11 protein-coding genes and 2 pseudogenes are annotated in these 17,672 nt (G+C 44.6%); 5 read left to right on the top strand and 8 right to left on the bottom strand.

What is annotated here, in order from left to right; all coding sequences use genetic code 11:
* The first annotated feature begins 126 nt into the window (after window positions 1-126).
* The 3 genes and pseudogenes from KHN79_RS21205 to KHN79_RS21215 all read left to right on the top strand — a co-directional run bounded on the left by KHN79_RS21205 (window position 127) and on the right by KHN79_RS21215 (window position 2,541).
* The gene (locus KHN79_RS21205; RefSeq protein WP_182011141.1) at window positions 127-969 is read left to right on the top strand and encodes an AraC family transcriptional regulator; all 843 of its coding nucleotides are present in this window, start codon (window positions 127-129) and stop codon (window positions 967-969) included.
* Window positions 970-1,323: 354 nt separating this feature from the next.
* Window positions 1,324-1,920 (top strand): response regulator transcription factor, encoded by a 597-nt coding sequence (locus KHN79_RS21210; RefSeq protein ID WP_182011140.1) that lies wholly within the window; start codon window positions 1,324-1,326, stop codon window positions 1,918-1,920.
* Between the two features lie 197 nt (window positions 1,921-2,117).
* A pseudogene (locus KHN79_RS21215) lies at window positions 2,118-2,541 on the top strand (GNAT family N-acetyltransferase).
* Between the two features lie 88 nt (window positions 2,542-2,629).
* Here the strand turns inward: KHN79_RS21215 and KHN79_RS21220 are convergent.
* The 6 genes and pseudogenes from KHN79_RS21220 to katG all read right to left on the bottom strand — a co-directional run bounded on the left by KHN79_RS21220 (window position 2,630) and on the right by katG (window position 10,316).
* Window positions 2,630-4,430, bottom strand: a pseudogene (locus KHN79_RS21220) (amidohydrolase).
* A 136-nt stretch (window positions 4,431-4,566) separates the two neighbouring features.
* A complete protein-coding gene (locus KHN79_RS21225) occupies window positions 4,567-5,658 on the bottom strand; it encodes a nucleotidyltransferase family protein (protein ID WP_182011138.1) in 1,092 nt (363 codons plus the stop codon).
* Entirely contained in the window at window positions 5,642-6,544 is a 903-nt protein-coding gene (locus tag KHN79_RS21230; RefSeq protein WP_182011137.1) for an HprK-related kinase A, read from the bottom strand. The genes KHN79_RS21225 and KHN79_RS21230 overlap by 17 nt, the downstream gene beginning before the upstream one ends.
* Window positions 6,545-6,556: 12 nt before the next feature.
* Window positions 6,557-6,859 (bottom strand): hypothetical protein, encoded by a 303-nt coding sequence (locus KHN79_RS21235; RefSeq protein ID WP_182011136.1) that lies wholly within the window; start codon window positions 6,857-6,859, stop codon window positions 6,557-6,559.
* Window positions 6,859-7,692, bottom strand: coding sequence for a hypothetical protein (locus KHN79_RS21240; RefSeq protein ID WP_182011135.1), 834 nt, complete (start codon window positions 7,690-7,692; stop codon window positions 6,859-6,861). The genes KHN79_RS21235 and KHN79_RS21240 overlap by 1 nt, the downstream gene beginning before the upstream one ends.
* A gap of 452 nt (window positions 7,693-8,144) precedes the next feature.
* The gene (katG, locus tag KHN79_RS21245; protein WP_182011134.1) at window positions 8,145-10,316 is read right to left on the bottom strand and encodes a catalase/peroxidase HPI; all 2,172 of its coding nucleotides are present in this window, start codon (window positions 10,314-10,316) and stop codon (window positions 8,145-8,147) included.
* 303 nt (window positions 10,317-10,619) lie between these two features.
* On the opposite strand from katG, the gene KHN79_RS21250 reads away from it, so the two are divergent.
* A complete protein-coding gene (locus KHN79_RS21250; RefSeq protein WP_182011133.1) occupies window positions 10,620-11,705 on the top strand; it encodes an AarF/UbiB family protein in 1,086 nt (361 codons plus the stop codon).
* A 485-nt stretch (window positions 11,706-12,190) separates the two neighbouring features.
* Here KHN79_RS21250 and KHN79_RS21255 read toward each other — a convergent pair whose 3' ends face one another.
* Window positions 12,191-14,938 carry a M16 family metallopeptidase gene (locus tag KHN79_RS21255; RefSeq protein ID WP_182011132.1) on the bottom strand — a complete coding sequence of 916 codons (2,748 nt, stop codon included), beginning with the start codon at window positions 14,936-14,938 and terminating at the stop codon, window positions 12,191-12,193.
* Window positions 14,939-15,251: 313 nt separating this feature from the next.
* Here KHN79_RS21255 and KHN79_RS21260 point away from each other — a divergent pair, with 313 nt between their 5' ends.
* Window positions 15,252-17,138 carry a methyl-accepting chemotaxis protein gene (locus KHN79_RS21260; protein ID WP_182011131.1) on the top strand — a complete coding sequence of 629 codons (1,887 nt, stop codon included), beginning with the start codon at window positions 15,252-15,254 and terminating at the stop codon, window positions 17,136-17,138.
* Window positions 17,139-17,220: 82 nt separating this feature from the next.
* Here the strand turns inward: KHN79_RS21260 and KHN79_RS21265 are convergent, their stop codons facing one another.
* Window positions 17,221-17,670, bottom strand: a complete 450-nt coding sequence (locus KHN79_RS21265) for a DUF302 domain-containing protein (RefSeq protein WP_182011130.1) — start codon at window positions 17,668-17,670, stop codon at window positions 17,221-17,223.
* Window positions 17,671-17,672 lie beyond the last annotated feature (2 nt).

A 17,672-nucleotide genomic window follows, 5' to 3' on the forward strand; every position in this document is an offset into this window, starting at 1 on the left:
CAAATTTCGCGACGTATTGAATTTTTGCGACATTGAGGGACAAGCGGCTTCATAGAAAAATATGGCACCTTGCTTGCTTTACTTGCTTACTTTTGCGGCTTATCGCGGAGCAGTGAGGAGAGGTGAATGGTGGCTTCATCAATGATGTTCAATATTTCAGGTATACACTCAAAACAACCTTGGTTTGTCTTGAGCTCAGAGCAGTTCCTTACTCGGCTATCAACCACCAATCCCGAAGTATCTCACTTCTACAGCTTTAAAGCCGGGAACTCTGAATCCCCGACGACTGCGATTCCGGATGGCTGTATTGATATCGTCTTTGACTGTGATGCCGATACATCCGGCGCTTTGGTCTGCGGTACAAGGTTAGAGGCATCTTCGGTCATATTCGAACGTAGCCATCGCTACTTTGGCGTGAGGTTTAATCCGGGTGTAAAGCCGGATTTTTTACACGCATCGGCGGGTGAATTAACGAACAAAGAGTACAATTTACAAGATGTTATGCCTTGCTCAAGTCAACTCATTGATTACGTTTTAGAAGCAAAAGACTTTTCGAAACAAGTAGAGGCAGTAAGCCAGTTTCTCAACGTTCTTACCACTAAAAGCCAACGCAGTTCGGCTAACGTGACACGACAGATCGTCGCCAAAATTTGTCAGCATAAAGGGAATATTCAAGTTCAGGAATTAGAACGGTTTTCAGGATACACCAGCAGGACTTTGCAGCGAATGTTCAAGAATGACATCGGCTTGTCACCGAAAGGGTTTAGTCGCGCAATACGATGCCAATCAGCAGTTTACGATATCAATCACAGCAACAATCTCACATTTTCTGATCTGGCCACAGATCTGGGCTTCAGCGACCAGCCACACTTTCTGCGCGAGTTTAAGAAATTGGTGAATGTGACCCCACTGGATTACCAGAACAGAGTAAAAGAAAAGACCTATTTAGAGCGCATTCACTGTTATTAAATGCACTTTCAAGGTGCAGAATTTGCTCCATTTTCGTACAACACAGAGATAGGTTTAATAGTTCTGGCAGCTACGTAGAGCAATTCAGTAAATCTAATAGTCAGGCTTTGTAATAACATTTAATTATGGCATCAAAGTAACCCATAAGATTGGTAATCGGTTGTACAACCTCCTAGTTTACGCCAGCTAACCCCACTGTCAGATAAGACATAATCAGAAGTCATTTTCGTTTTTAGAAAATCTCGTTTTCATATCCCCTGCATTCAATCTGGCTATAATTCAATCAATGTCAGAATGTGATGTCAGACAGTACTTCCAGGGAATGGGTCATTCAACTATGAAAAGGCTCGAACTATGTCAAAACAACTAACAATTCTAATTGCCGATACTCAGCCAATTTATCGAGAAGGACTAAGCGCTGCGATTACACAGAGAATGGATGTTAACGAAATCATCTTTGCTCGCACACAGGCTGAAGTTCTATCTGCATTACGAAACCATACTATCGACCTCATCGTTATGGATGTCGTACTGCAAGATTGTAATGGCCTCCAACTGGCTAAATCTGTATTCAGACGAGATTACCAAGGTGCAATTGTATTTTTGACTGCGCAGGATAATAACCATTACTCAAAACTGGCTTCACAAATCGGTGCGCACGGTTGCCTGAGTAAAGATGAAGATAGCCAGGTTGTTATTGATGCATTAATTTCAGCGTCTAAAGGCTACCGTGTTTTCAAGAACAACTTCGTCTCAGATAGCATTACGTTGTCAATGAGAGAACAGGTCGTCCTCGATTACTTAATGAAAGGCTACAACAATAAGAAAATTGCCAACATCCTGTCGTTAAGTGACAAGACCGTCAGTACATATAAGCAACGAGTACTTAAGAAATTTAATGTCTCTTCACTCATGGAAGCTGCCAGTCTGAATCAAGCCTCCGCTCATTAACAAGAAGCTTTCTGAGTCTAAAGTCAGCACGCAAAGTGCTGACTTGTGTCATTCTAAATCCTTAGCAAGCACTGCTACCCGCTCACTTCATTTGTTTCCCTGCATCTTCTACAACCAAACTTTAAGATAACACTTATTTCCTGGCACAATTTGCACTACAGTAGATATCTGAAATGGCCAGATAGTAAAGATGAACAATGCCACAGATTAATTTTACTAAGGGACCTGCCCTCTCAGCAGCAAAAAGAATTAACAGCGGGCTTCGAAACCCATAGCGAGATGCAATCCGCACCGCCTTTCCATAAAGAACGTTTGAACTGGACAGTACAAAATGAGCAAGGCAATCTCATCGCAGCGCTCACCGCTGATTTACTTTGGGACTGGCTTTATATCGATGAACTCTGGGTCGATGAAAGCTGCCGGGGTACAGGTATGGGGAAACAGTTGATGCTCCAAGCAGAGGAGTATGCAAAAGCCCAAGCTTTATCAGGCTTATGGCTTTGGACACAAAGTTGGCAAGCTCCGGCTTTTTACCAGCGACTCGGTTTTGAGGAATTTACTCGCTTGGAGAGCTTCCCTAAAGGCCATAGTCGGATAGGGCTAAGAAAGCCACTCTCATAGATCATACTTGTTTGTAGAGAGCTGATATAAAGATAGGAAGCGCGGTGGCTTCCTATCTAAATGCTTATAACTCATATCGGAATTAAACTCAGTGGGAATGATGCAATAGTCCCGCAGAAATCATCGCAGTAGTAGCGATTGCCTGACAACGTGCAGAGCTTATACAACTATCAGCCGCCACTTGTTGATCACTTGAGTACACCGTCTGACCTTTTTTTTATCGTTTCTAGCACTTTGATATCGGCCAATGTTTCAGGTTTTACCGTTAATGGGTTTTCAGACAAAATGACAAGGTCGGCCAGTTTTCCTACTTCCAGAGAGCCTTTGCTTTTCTCTTCTTTGTATTGAGTCGCCGCCCATAATGTTTGTGCTTTTAGTCCGTCAAGCGCGGACACACGCTGTTTTGGCCCCAATACGTGGCCCGTACGGCTGACACGGTTCACTGTTGCTGAGTAAACGCGCATTGAGTTAGGTAAAGCAACCGGAGAGTCATGATGAGAGGTGTAGATCATTCCCAGATCTCGCGCCCATCCGGTCGGTGAGATATTCTCTGCACGTACTTTGCCTAAAACAGAATTCATGTGCCAGTCACCCCAGTAAAAAGTGTGCATTGGGAAAAACGAAGGGAACACACCTAAGCGCTTAAATCTCTCAACTTGATCTTTACGGGCGGTCTGGGCATGAATTGCGATAAAACCTCTGTCAGGTATACCATGTTTTGCTTCACTCGCTTCAACCCCATTCAACAGCTGATCGATAGCCGCGTCACCATTAACGTGCGTCAGCAACTGCCAGCCATTACGCTGTGCTAGTTCAATAAGTTCAGCCGCCTTCTCATCACTCATGCTTGGATAACCCTTATAGCCCTTCTCCTGACCAACAGGGGGAACGAGGTAAGGCTCAGTCAGCCATGCCGTCTTGCCTTGAGGCGAACCATCAAGATTGAGCTTCGCTCCCGCGACACGAAATCCGTTAGAATACTCACTTGAGTAATACGGCGGAGCGATGACCTCCTGAGCGACCTGGATATCCGGATAAGCAGCGACGTCGATAGGTAGCTTTTCCCGCTGAGCTAAGTCATACATGGTTTTTACTGCGGACGTAGAAGCCCTGCCTTCCTGAGCCGTCGTATAACCAAAGCTCGCATAAAGCTCCATACCTGCTTTGAATATCACTTCATTTTCTTTTGCGTTGAGTTTTGCAAATAACGGCAGCAAGGTTCCGAAGAAAGCGGTTTCTTCCAGTACTCCATTCGGAGTTTTTCCGTCACTCTCACGACGGATTTTACCACCGTCAGGATCAATGCTCTCTGTCGTGAAACCAGCCAACTCTAACGCTTTAGAGTTCAGCGTTGCTAAATGACCTGATTGATGAATGATAAGAACAGGAAGATCTTTTGATACTTCATCCAGCTCCTGTCGCGTAGGATGTCGTTGCTCTTTTAACTGAGAGTCGTCATAACCAAACCCCAGAATGATTCCGTGCTTGCTGTTTTCAGGCTTCGCAACCCAAGTTCTTAGTTCTTCTTGTAACGAAGCAATGCTGTCCACGTTGCCGTCAGGAGCTGCGAGTAAATTCGCCGACAGAGCCTGAACACCAGTATTAAAAACATGCCCGTGGCCATCGATAAAACCGGGGATCATCGTCCTGCCATCTAAATCAACAATCTTTGTACTGTCATCTCGTAATGCCATGAGCTCTGATTCTTTACCAACCGCCAATATACGACCATTCTTAATCGCTAAAGCCTCAGCGCTTGGGGCAGAGTCGTTCACGGTTACGATATAGCCACCAACATAAATGGTATCAGCGAAAGGTTTTGTTGGACTTGTAGCAACGGATGTACAACTGATCGAACTTAAAGCTAATGCCAAAGGTAAGATTCTCATTATGTTTCCCTCAAGGACTGGCAAAAAACGTAATAATACGTGCTTGGTTTCTGCTAATTAGGCTAGTTCAGACCAGGCCATTGTTCACTTAATCACACTGTAAAATTGAAGACCACACGAAAGAATAAGAGTTACCTCAGATGATATCCCGTACTTCTTCTTCCTGAATTTTCAATTTATCTATCGACTTCTTAGTCAAGTGTGGGATGAGCAGCCTTAGCGGCATTCTTTTTAAATGCCCTCTCAGGTAAAGCACGCCTTCAGAAAAACTGTGGCCAAGCTTTTTGTGTGGTGGATACATAGACGTGAAAACGTTTAAAAAGCAAAAATCTAAAATAGAGAGATAGAATTTATTAGGCTTGTAGCGGTCGTAGTGCTCAAGTACTGTGGAAGGGATGGAAGCGTTATAGACCATCTTACTGTAGCGAAGCGCCAAGTATATCGATTCTTCATTACCAATCTTACTTTGCAGATCGATTAAGTCGTCCCAGAAGTTCTCTTGCGCAGAATAATTTTCGATCAGAATCCATATATCATAAAGATCTCTCAGACCCTTGTGATATTCACTTTCATAAAACAGGTGAATAGCACTATGGATGAGCATCGCATGAGGTTTTAACACTTTTTGAAAGGGTCTTGAGTCCATCGGAACTGCTTGCTCAAACAAGTATTTTCCATCGACGGTTTCTTTAAGAGTTTTGGGCAAAATATTGAAATGCACGTCCAGTTCAACCTGGCGGTAAAGATGCCTCAACGGTGGAATTTCTTGTGACCAACTGCGATAAAATTTTTCGTCATAGTTACTGATTTTTGCGGAGACCCAACTATTGTCCTTAAACGCAGCTTCGACTCGGCTTATTGCCGACTCTTCTACCAAAATGTCGATATCACTCATCATACGGCCTGAAAAACCAGTCATGCCATTCAGATGGTAAGCGCCGCCCTTTAAATACATCCATTGCACATTCAAAGGTGTAAGGACTTTGGTTATCTCTTCAGCTTCAATTTCCAGCTTTCTTCTTTGATTTTCATAAAACAGTGACGCGGAAGATAAATGTGATGTGAATTTTTTCGGCAACGAAGACCAGTATCCTTTGCTTTCACAAAGATACTTTAATTGAGCCAACATGTTGAAATATCGGGCTTCAGAAACGATGTCCGAAAGAGCTGAAGGGGGAACCTCCAATAACTTTTCTGGTTTAACTAATACATCAACTAGCTTTATCACAGTAGTCCTCTTCACTCAGATACCCACTTAATGCCTGCTCACACGCTTTTAAATCGCTGTACTCAACATATACTGTGTCGCACTCTGTAACCAGACGTTTCGCGCATTGAAAGCCTTTCATATTCAGCAAACCAAAATTAAAACTGTTCTGGATTACTTCCGTTAAAGCAATTGGGCTCTGAACAGTCTCAATAAAGAGTTTTTCATTTTGATTGTAATTAACAAAGACTATCAGCTTAGGGGCTACCGGCGTACTCGCTTGCTCAATGCTAGAAAGAGGAGGCTTAAGCAGACAGATTGTCCCTTTATGCGTATCCACAGCAATTCTACTAAAGTGAGAATCATCAAAATACGGTTTGATTACATCTATCGATTGATTTTTTAAACTGATAGGGCGAGATAACCCATGCATTTGTAGGGTTTCCGGGTCAATCATTGCGAGTTCGTCAGACAACAAACGCCAACCTTGAGAAACTAGATATGCGCAAAGCGTACTTTTACCCGACCCAGAAGGCGCGGCAATAATAATGCCTTTACCATTTTTTTCTAACGAAGCGGAATGGATCAGCAAATATTGATGCGCCTGAGTAGAAAGAACCCAATTCATTCCCCACTCTAACAGGGCGTGCGCCTGCGATAACGGAAGAGGTTTAAATGGGGAAAGATTACAGTATCGAAACTCTACTTGAGGCTTGAAAAAACGTCTGTGCCAACTGCTGTGTTTAACCGATATTTGATAATCGACAAACACGTCTTCAGTACTGGTTATCAAGTTTTTGTCGTAGTGATTAAAAAGATAGTCTCCTAAAGAGGAGACATCTGACTCAATTTCAAACGTAAACTTACCGACCTGTAACAGGTACTTTTTAGTTGTAGAAAAAATCAAATACCTAATCCTTTACTTATTGAGCAAAACAATCCTCATTGAGATCAGTTTAGACAAAATTTCATTAAAGAAATGAGGGGTGAGTTCACGAACTTCTTCGATAGATTGATATCTGTTGCAATCGATTAGTGCCCCTAAAGTATCAAGTATCGTCTTTTCACATAGTAAGGTCTCTGCAGTAATCGGACTAAAAACAACGACTCTATCACCCTTACAGAATGTGCATTCATTCAGAGTAAAGGCTTCATTTATTTTAATATCTTCTATCTTAATATCTTCGAAAGGATGCCTAACAGCTTCCAAAGGATTACTCATCACACATCCCAATCGTCCCAAGTATTAAGATCATCACTCAATGCCTTCATTGGCTCTGAATAGGCGACCGAACCAAAACGGAACATCATACGGGCTGCACTACCAGTACGTGTTAAGCCAGCGAGACAAGCATCTGCACTATCTTGCAATGTTACTGCAAACCTACCTAACACATATTGTTCGTCTCCGAGGTAAGCAAGTGGGGTCGGATGGAACAAGCCATTCAGATACGCTGCAACCATAATCGCATGAAAATTAGGCACATTTTCAGTGAGGTTCACCATCTGACTTTCTCTGGCATCGTCTAGATTCTTATCAAAGTCCAACGATAGGTTGAAATCCGTATTCTGTAAGGCTTGCAACAGAGTTGGGTTATCACTGAGTTGGTTAATCCTGTAAGACCACGAATCCCCGTTCTGATCGAAGAAGTCCCCTTTTCTCCAGCTCTGAAAAGCAGTAAGAGGAAATATTTGAAAAAATAGCGTATTTGCAGTTATGCCCCGTTTAGCCAGTTCATCTTCAACAAGCTTATTACCACCAGAAAAAACATTCTGCCAATACGTGATATCTCTAGATTCACACCCTATCTCCGAAGGATTTGATGGGTTACCGGACAGAAATACAGTAAGACTACACTGCTCACGATAAAGCCCTGTATTACCCCACGCTGTTGGGCTTTTTACAGACAGTATTATTGGCGATGCGATCGCCGCAGAACGTAAGAATCGTCTTCTAGAGAAACGAGATGCGGCGTCCTTAACTTCGCTAGTCTGTACCCCCACTGGTACTGACTCATCCGTTTTCGTTGAATTTTGATTTGTTTTGCTATCCATAGAACCCACCAATTTGATTTCGGAAGAGCATTATTTGCTCAATCAAATACAGTGTAGCTTAACTATTCTTCATCAGTGAAAAAATTACGCTACAAGTAGAATATATTTTGACCATTGATTGATAATCATCAAGGTGCACCTCAATACTAAGTATAGATGCACAAATTGCCATCTCACACATATGCTGGCCCATTAACCATGAACAATTTTAATTTCATTAAGTTAACTGATCTTTAAGCGATAATTTATCACCGTTAATTTACGGCTTTATCAGCAAATTCTTACTAATGAGAAGAGCCATTATTGTCTTCATGAAAGTTTTGCGTCACAAAGTGAGTCTATTGAAATTTAGTCCCCCTCTCCCCCAAAAGAATTGAATAAAAAAACCAGCAGATTTACTGCTGGTTTTTGACTGGTACTGGACAACCCGGTACTTGAAACGAGTTTGTTCGTTAAGCGATATCGAATCGGTCAGCGTTCATCACTTTAGTCCAAACCGCGATGAAGTCTTTAACAAATTTCTCTTGGTTATCGTCTTGTGCATACACTTCAGCGTAAGAGCGCAAGATAGAGTTTGAACCAAATACTAGGTCAGCACGCGTTGCGGTGTATTTCACTTCACCACTCTTACGGTCACAGATATCGTAAGAGTTACGACCTGTTGGCTTCCAAGTGTAAGCCATGTCGGTTAGGTTAACGAAGAAATCGTTAGTCAGTACACCTTCACGCTCTGTGAACACACCATGCTTGCTGCCACCATGGTTGGTACCAAGTACACGCATACCACCAAGAAGAACAGTCATTTCAGGTGCAGTTAAACCAAGCAGTTGAGCGCGGTCTAGTAGCATCTCTTCAGGTTTCACTGTGTAATGCTTCTTCTGCCAGTTACGGAAACCGTCTGCAAGAGGCTCTAGTACGTCGAATGATTCCGCGTCAGTTTGCTCAGCAGTTGCATCACCGCGGCCTGCCGCAAATGGTACTTCGAAGTCGTAACCTGCCGCTTTAACCGCTTGCTCGATACCAACGTTACCTGCAAGAACGATAGTATCTGCAACGCTGATACCAAATTCTTCAGCTACTTGAGTCAACTCACCTAGTACACGCTCTAAACGTGCTGGCTCGTTACCTTCCCAAGCGTTTTGCGGAGCAAGGCGAATACGTGCACCGTTCGCACCACCACGAAGGTCAGAACGACGGAATGTACGAGCGCTGTCCCATGCAGTAGCAACTAAATCAGCAACGCTTAAGCCTGTCGCAGCAATTTTAGCTTTAACAGCGGCAATATCGTAACCAGTCACGCCAGCAGGAATTGGATCTTGCCAAATCAAATCTTCAGCCGGTACTTCTGGACCTACGTAGTTTGATTTAGGGCCTAAGTCACGGTGCGTTAATTTGAACCATGCACGCGCAAATACTTCGTTGAAGTACGCTGGATCTTGGTAGAAGCGCTCTGAAATCTTACGATATTCAGGATCAACTTTAAGCGCCATATCTGCGTCCGTCATCATAGGGTTGTAACGGATTGAAGGATCTTCTACATCAACAGGTTTATCTTCTTCTGCAATGTCAACTGGCTCGTACTGCCAAGCGCCCGCTGGGCTCTTTTTCAGTTCCCACTCGTGCTCTAGTAGCATCTTGAAGAAGCCGTTGTCCCATTGCGTTGGGTGAGTTGTCCACGCACCTTCGATGCCACTGGTCACAGTATCACGACCAATGCTGCGAGAAGTGTGGTTGTTCCAGCCTAAGCCTTGCTCTTCGATATCAGCCGCTTCTGGCTCTGGACCTAGCTCAGCTGCGTCACCATTACCGTGTGCTTTACCTACAGTGTGACCACCAGCAGTTAGAGCAACAGTCTCTTCATCGTTCATTGCCATGCGAGCAAAAGTCACGCGCATATCTGCCGCTGTTTTTAGTGGATCAGGGTTGCCATCAACACCTTCTGGGTTAACGTAAATCAAGCCCATCATTACTGCTGCCAGAGAGTTTTCTAGGTCACGTTCACCAGAGTAACGGCTACCTTCGCCGCCTGATTCAGCCAACCACTCTTTTTCAGAACCCCAGTAAGTGTCTTTCTCTGGATGCCAGATATCTTCACGGCCGAAAGAGAAACCAAAGGTTTTAAGACCCATTGATTCGTAAGCCATGTTACCAGCCAGAATCATCAAGTCAGCCCAGCTTATTTTGTTGCCGTATTTTTTCTTAAGTGGCCAAAGTAGACGACGCGCTTTATCAAGGTTCGCGTTGTCTGGCCAAGAGTTAAGAGGAGCAAAACGTAGGTTGCCGGTAGAAGCACCGCCACGGCCATCCGCGTTACGGTAACTACCCGCTGAGTGCCAAGCCATACGAATCATCAAGCCACCGTAGTGACCCCAGTCTGCTGGCCACCACTCTTGGCTGTCTGTCATTAGCGCTTTGAGATCATTTTTTAACGCTTCGACATCAAGCTTTTTCAGCTCTTCACGATAATTAAAATCTTCGCCTAATGGGTTAGTTTTTTTATCGTGCTGATGAAGGATGTCTAGATTCAGTGCATTTGGCCACCAGTCCATAACAGTAGAACCTGTGGATGTCATGCCACCATGCATCACCGGGCACTTGCCTGCTGAATGGTTGTCTTTACTCATAAATTCTCCTTAAAGAGATAAAACGTCTAAGCGTAAGTGAATATCATTGCCGTTACGCTACCATAAGCTTTAAACGACATTTCAATCAGTTATCTCTATTAATACCATTTAGGAACGGTACGACAAGCAAGTCGGAATGGGACTACATCAAATTCAAGACCCTCCTCACATAACCACACTAATAAAAAGGTTATTTGACAAACTGCTCCTTATGCCTCCTCCTTAACTTTATGAAACAAGGATGATTTCTTTAGCAGCACTGATGATAAAATGAACAGTATTGACTCGAAGACGGATCTCAACATGAACCAACGCCAACAGCAGCAACTGTATTTTGAACAAAGCGGAAAGAACCTCATCGTTGGTAATATCGACGACTGTCCTATACCGCCGGAACAACTTGCGATAACAACCGGAGAATCGCCTTATGTAATCGAAGCTTTTCAGAGTGGGTTGACGGCTGAGGTCTTTCGAGTTCGGTTTGAAGGAAAAGACTATACGCTGAAAAAGAAGCGCCCAGAGGCAAAAGTAAAGAACCTCGACGGTCAGCTATCTTTCCTGAATGAAGTACAGCGCCGATCCGATTTGCAAAAACGGAAAGACTGTCCGGACACAACTGTCGATTTCGAGTGTATCGTACCAACAGTTTACGCCGACTATCGTCTCGGAATCATTCTGTCTGATTGGCTCGAAGGTGATCCTGTCAGCGCCGTATCTTCTTCCTTTCTTTATCAGCTTTTCTCAACCTTATCTGCATGTGAAAAGGTCGGTTTATTTGAATGGGATTTGTGTAGCGGGAATCTATTGATTGATAGCGACCAAAAACTGTGGCTGTTCGATTTCGGCTACATGTACCCGTTTGATCCATTGACGGAACTGAACAGTGACGGGCTTAATGCGCCGATATTTCAATTTTGCGAACGCTTTGAGACCCGGTTTCTGTCCGGCTGGCTTGTAAATCATCGGGGCTCACACCAGGAATCATTGGCTCAGTTCAAAAACGTTAAGCAAGAAGCGCTTAACATCTTGCTTGAGCAAAGCCGGTGGCTACGTAAACACAACGCGAGCAAAGCCGTTATTCAGGCGAAAGAAGCACAAATAGCTAAGTACCAAGCGGCCTTGCAGGATAAAGAAAGCTTAGAGAACTTATTTCTTCTTGAGATGTTCCGCTCTCACGTGCTGGATATCGAAGACGACCTCGACGGTAAGAGCTGTACTGCGACCACATTAAAACGAGTAAATACCGTGCTTGAGATGATCAACGAGCATTACGACCTCCTTAAAAGCCAAGGTGCGCTTTTCTATCACAATGAAGGAAAAACCAAATCAGAGTTAATTGATGACTATCAGGAAAAACTGGCTTTGGTAGAGAAGTATCAACTCGATTAACATCGCATATAACATTCGCTGGAATGTTCCCTTTCGGTCATTCCATCGAGCCTTAGCGAGACTAGGAATCTAATATCAGCACCCTGAGTAGAGATAGAAATATCTTTGGCAATATACCCAAATAACTTCAAGATGCTTGGTTCAGCGAGAATGACTTGGCTTACAGGCGCGGAAACGATTTGAAGATCTAGTGGTTCTAAATCAAAAATCGTTAACAAAGACTGTGAGCCAAGGCAACTCGCCCTTCGGGAGCGTGTCACTGACACGATTTCTGCGTCAAATAACTTGGAAATAGCTCGCTATTCCGCTGCGTCGTTCTTTTGCAACTGAAAGCCTTGAACTTGTGTCAGTGACAACGCTCTGAATCCTGCACCTTGAAGTCATTTGGGTATAGCGTACTAGGATAGAAGATCCTGAATCACGCTCCTTCGTCGCTGTTCAGGATGACTAACATCTGTAGTACGCCGAATGCTGTCAACAATCCATTACAATGGATTCAAAATAATAGTGCTACGTTTAACCTGCGGTCCAAATGCTGAAAGGGCACGAGCCTTAACCTCTTCCAGGGTGATGCTTTGAGCCGCTTTTTCAACATCCAACAGTTCTTTCAGCCCGTAGTCATGCACCAGATAACGGCCATATAGCCAGGCTCGCTGACTAGGGTTATCCTCCATTCCCTGCATCGCCACCACCAGTTGTCTCACTGCGATATCTACCTCTTTCTGCGAAATATTAACGGCCAGGTCATCAAAAACTTTGTTCAGCTGACTGTCCATAATCGCTACATACTTTGGGTCTACCTGCGACTCAAAAAACCAGTGAGAGACTCGCTCACGATCCTGAATCATCGGATAAACACTCGGGTTATAATCCAGACTTAACTCCTCTCGCAGCTGATCCAGTACTCGCGCCGAGCTAATACGGTGCAAGATATCAACTATCATGGTGTCTCTCCCGCTCTGAGCATCATAGTTAGCGTTGGTCAAAAGCTGCAGGTAAAGCGAAGATGGTTCATGTCCATCTGTAATGACAGATCGAGCCGGCGCATCAGGTTTTAACGAGACGTGATAATCAATCGGCTTACCCGGGCGCATCTCGATTGAAGCGACATACCTTTTCAGTAGGGGTTCAAGTTGCTCTGATGCCAAGTCGGCGACAATCACCATCTTGAAACCATCATTGAAATTAAATAACCGTTTGTGTACCGCGAGTATCTGTTCAGAGGTCACGGGATCAACACCATTGCTGTCTAACATACGATGGCGGCTATCCGGCATATACACGTTCCGGTTCGCTTCCTGAATCAACTTACCCGTTGGTGATGCAAAGAACGCGCGCCGTTGCTGTTTAAATTCTTGCTTTACCGCGCTCAGTTGACGTTCATCCACCTTTAACTCTGTGGTCAAGTTATAGATCGCATTCAACGCAGTCTCTAGGCGCGTTTTTTGAGCCGTCACTTTTACTCCGTGGCTGGTACTATCAAGCATCGGGACAAGAGAAATATTGTTAGTACGTAAGTAACTGTCTAACTCAGAACCAGAAAAGTTCCCTAGCCCACTTCTCACTGTTGCCATAGTCGCGATTTCGAACGCCGGATAAAGTGGCTTATCCAGCGCGGCTTTTCCCCCTTGGCTGGCAAAGTAAATGTATGCGCGACCAGCGGCTTTTTTATCACTTTGGAACCACACTTCCACGTTATTTGAAAGTGTATAGACCTTAAAGCCACCGGCTTCTTCACGCTCACTAATGATGCTGCCTTCCTTTACGGGTTGAAGGAAGGCGCCAGATTTCTCTGTCATCAACAATGGCTTTTCTCCGGCCCGGAGATAGGCAGTATTCAGTGCAGTAAAAGCACCGGAGAACTGTGCACGTGTTTCATTCTGCCCCATGCCGATAGAAAAATTCGGTTGCTGGGATAAAAGTTCGCTGATCTGAGTGTTCAACTTTTCTATCGTAGCGCTGTCGAGAAACGTTTCCAGACTGTAAGCGTAACTCTGCTTAGACTGGCTCACACTGTTTTGTTCTAATTGAAATACCCGTGATTCAGCGTAGCTGTCTGGTTTACGCTTACTCCAGTCTGAATCGAGATTGGCTAACTCACCTTGCCAGTTGGCCAGAATGCTGTCTAACTCGATTTGCGTCACGCCATTATCACGTAACGAAGACAATGTGCGCATAAGTAACTCGTGCATCTGTTCACGGCGCTCTGGCGAAAATGAGAGGCCGACCGCCATCACGCGGTGGTAGTTAGAATAATACGACTGAGCGTAGGCGTACTGAAATGGCACCGCCGCATCATTGAGATCAGCAATCAATCGCTGCTGAATTAACTGTCCAGCGACTTCATCCAGCCATTCCTGATGCTGCTGCTCAATAGTCTGGCGACTGATAGCACCCCGCTCAATAACAAGGTGCAAACTGGGTGATTCGGTTGAATTACTCGGCAATATTTCATTCTTCGTGTTCACTCGTATGTCACGGCGTTTTTTCAACACAACCTCAGAGCGACTTTCCCAGCTGGCGAATGTCTTATTAATCAGGTTTGAAAGTGATTCGAAATCCACATTACCGGTAACGATCAAGTCAGTGTACTGAGGTTGATACCACTGTTCATGGAAGCTTTTCAGACTGGCTGCGGTTGCATTTTCAATCGACTCCCGCGTACCAATCGGCTCATGTTCTCCATAAAGAGTGCCTTCTACAGACGCTTGATAAGCGTTGAGAGCAAAAGATTTATCATCCGGATTTGCCCGGCGCCACTCACCCATTATCACGCCTTTTTCTTTTTCAACTTGTTCTGATGAAAATGTCAGGCCATCACCGATGTCCCGCATCCAGGTTAAAGCTTCTTTCAAATGAAGATTATCAGCGAGATCCAACTTGTATGTTGTCAGCTGATAGCTCGTGAATGCATTGATATCTGCGCCAAAGCTCCCGCCAGACTGCTCGAACAGCTTAACCACTTCATTACCAGAAAAGTGGGTACTGCCATTAAACGCCATATGCTCGACAAAATGTGCGTACCCTTTCTGGTTTTCCTGCTCCTGAAACGAGCCGGTGTTCACAACCATACGAATGGATATCTCTTTATCTTGCGTCGGGTAGACGTGGTATCTCATTCCGTTTGAGAGCTGATTGACGTGCCAGTTCGTATCAGCCTGAATCGGCGTTGAGTAAGGAGCAGCTGAACAGCCAGACAGCATTAACGCCGAGAGTAACAAGACAGTACGCATAAAAGAGATCCAGTTTGAGGACTATGTCACTCAATATAGTCCTCATTATATAGCCTTGACATAATAGACAGGGTTTAAACCAGAATTCGCGTTCTAATTCCCACCTTCGATAAAGTGTTGACGGCTTTCAATCACACACAACGCTATGTAAGACAATTCCTACAAAAACTCAAATACGAGACATTGAGTCAGTATTTATTTTGAGCTATGAAATATAATCCGAAAAACTGTTCTTAGTCTCTCCAAACACTTTGCGTGTATGGCTGGATGAGAACGAAAACAACTATTAAATTAAAGATCTATTCCTATCACTATGTTGAAAAATCTATCATTAAAAAACAAACTGGCTATCTCTGCCAGTGCTGCCATTATTCTCGGGGGGATATTGGTAGAAGGTTTGTCTTTTCGGGATTCATTGCAAAGACTGGAGGTTGATGTCACACAACGCCTGGAGAGTACCAGCGCCTCTTACAATCAATATGTCAGTGACTGGATAATCTCTAAAGAACGTGCATTGGCATCCCTTTCACAAGAGTCAGAAAAATCAGCAATTGTGACGCACCTGAAGCAGTTGCGGGACTCGGGCTCATTCGACAATGTCTTTATCGCCTACCCTGATGGTTCACAGCAAAATGCTAATGGTGTGGTTTTGCCGCCAGGCAATAACGACCCACGTAAATGGGGTTGGTATATCAACGCGAGTGCCGAACCAACCAAAGTATTCATGGACAACCCTACAGTAGCGGCTGCAACGGGAGCGAATGTGGTGTCGCTGGGCAAAGCGCTACAGCTTCATGGACAAAAAGCGGTACTGGGCGCTGACGTTGAAATCGCAGACATCCTCAATAGCCTGAATAAGGTGATCCTACCCGGCGAAGGATACATGTTCATCGCTAACGATGAAGGTAACATCTTTACTCATAATGACAGTAACCTACTTAACCAACCTGTAAGTAAACTGGGCTTACAACACAGTGATATATCAACCGCGTCTGGCATGGAAGCGCAGCATCGAGTATCAATTGATGGTGTCGATCATGTGATCTACGCACGCCCGATTGAGGGAACCAAACTCACGACTGTCACTGTGCTGGATCATAACTCTTTGCTTGCACCACTTTACGAGGCAGTCTGGGGGCAAGTTATCGCGACTAGCGTAGTAGTGATCATCTGTGTGGCTCTGTTTAATCTGCTTTGCAACATTCTATTCCGCCCACTTTATAACGTCTCTAATGCCCTGTCTCAAATTGCTAACGGTAGTGGTGACCTAACACAGCGTATTAAGATTGAAAGCAGAGATGAAGTCGGAGACCTGGCAAGCAACTTTAACCAGTTTGTCGAAAGCCTCCAGTTACTTATCGGACATATTCGTCAGCAGGCAGAGGCTTTGCGTGAACAGTCTGAAGCGGGCACGTCGCGAGCAAATCAGTCGGTGGCAGATTTAAACCATCAGCAACAAGAGATCACCATGGTTGCGACAGCCGTGACAGAGATGGCATCCGCTACTCAGGAGATCGCTTCACATGCCGAGCAAACCGCGAAGGCAGCACTGGATTCATCATCCAGCACGCAAAATGGACACAGTTTGGTCATTAATACTAAAACGTCTATTAACAACCTCTCGTCCGAAGTAAACCAAGCCAGCGTCGTCATTGGTGATTTGAATCAGCACGCACAAGATATCTCAACGGTACTGTCCACCATTCGCGACATCGCAGAGCAGACCAACTTGCTCGCTCTTAATGCCGCCATTGAAGCGGCTCGTGCAGGTGAACAAGGACGCGGTTTTGCCGTTGTTGCGGATGAAGTGCGTGTACTGTCTCAACGTACTCACACCTCAACAGAAGAGATTCGCGCCACTATTGAAACCTTGCAGCAAACGACGCAAAAAGCGGTAACCATCATGGATAAAAGCTCTCAGCTAGCACAAGGCTCAGTAGATGATGCCGACCGCGCAGCTTCGGCTTTGGATGAAATCAATTCGGCGGTAGCGCTCATCAGTGATATGGCCACTCAGATTGCCACCGCAGCCGAAGAGCAAACTCATGTAACCAATGAGATCACCCAAAACGTGACATCAATTAAAGATGTTACTGACCACTTAGTCGTGGGGGCTGAGACTGCAAAACATCAATCTACCGATCTCAAGTCTCAGGCTGATGAACTGAACTCAAAAGTCGCGACATTTAAACTCGCATAACTTGCTGTCACACTGAGTCCAACACAAACCCCGCCACAATTGGCGGGGTTTTTAATTATCGAATACCAACGTACATAACTAGTTACTCCACAGCAGCGCTTGCCAAATTTTTCAGAGCTGCCGAGACCTTATCCAGCATCTCGTCACAACCAACCATATTGTGACGCTCTTTGAGATAGTAAGGATTGTTATAAACCAGCCAGGTTTTGCCACTAAGGTCTTCATAAAACAAGATTTTTTGCGGTAAGTCGATAGCAACTTCCTGAGCACAAAGGATTAAAGGTGTCCCGGCTTTCGGGTTACCAAATACAATCACCTCTGTCGGCTTTAAGTCCATATCAACTTTTTCCGCATTACCCTGATGATTAATGCGCGCAAAAACATTGAAGCCCTTCTGTTGTGCATTCGCGACAAACTTATCCGCGGTATCTTTTACTGAGTGTTTACTCTCCATTCGAACCACACTCTCTGCGGCCAGGAGCGAAAATGAAGTTAACATGGCCAACAGAATGATAATCATCGGTTTAAACATGA

This window comes from Vibrio sp. B1FLJ16 (assembly GCF_905175385.1).
Taxonomy (GTDB): domain Bacteria; phylum Pseudomonadota; class Gammaproteobacteria; order Enterobacterales; family Vibrionaceae; genus Vibrio.

Bases quoted from the DNA above. Each gene is read 5' to 3' on its own strand.
- KHN79_RS21255 (WP_182011132.1), bottom strand. From the start codon at position 14,938: ATGCGTACTGTCTTGTTACTCTCGGCGTTAATGCTGTCTGGCTGTTCA.
- KHN79_RS21260 (WP_182011131.1), top strand. From the start codon at position 15,252: ATGTTGAAAAATCTATCATTAAAAAACAAACTGGCTATCTCTGCCAGT.
- katG (WP_182011134.1), bottom strand. From the start codon at position 10,316: ATGAGTAAAGACAACCATTCAGCAGGCAAGTGCCCGGTGATGCATGGT.
- KHN79_RS21265 (WP_182011130.1), bottom strand. From the start codon at position 17,670: ATGTTTAAACCGATGATTATCATTCTGTTGGCCATGTTAACTTCATTT.
- KHN79_RS21240 (WP_182011135.1), bottom strand. From the start codon at position 7,692: ATGGATAGCAAAACAAATCAAAATTCAACGAAAACGGATGAGTCAGTA.
- KHN79_RS21210 (WP_182011140.1), top strand. From the start codon at position 1,324: ATGTCAAAACAACTAACAATTCTAATTGCCGATACTCAGCCAATTTAT.
- KHN79_RS21205 (WP_182011141.1), top strand. From the start codon at position 127: ATGGTGGCTTCATCAATGATGTTCAATATTTCAGGTATACACTCAAAA.
- KHN79_RS21250 (WP_182011133.1), top strand. From the start codon at position 10,620: ATGAACCAACGCCAACAGCAGCAACTGTATTTTGAACAAAGCGGAAAG.
- KHN79_RS21235 (WP_182011136.1), bottom strand. From the start codon at position 6,859: ATGAGTAATCCTTTGGAAGCTGTTAGGCATCCTTTCGAAGATATTAAG.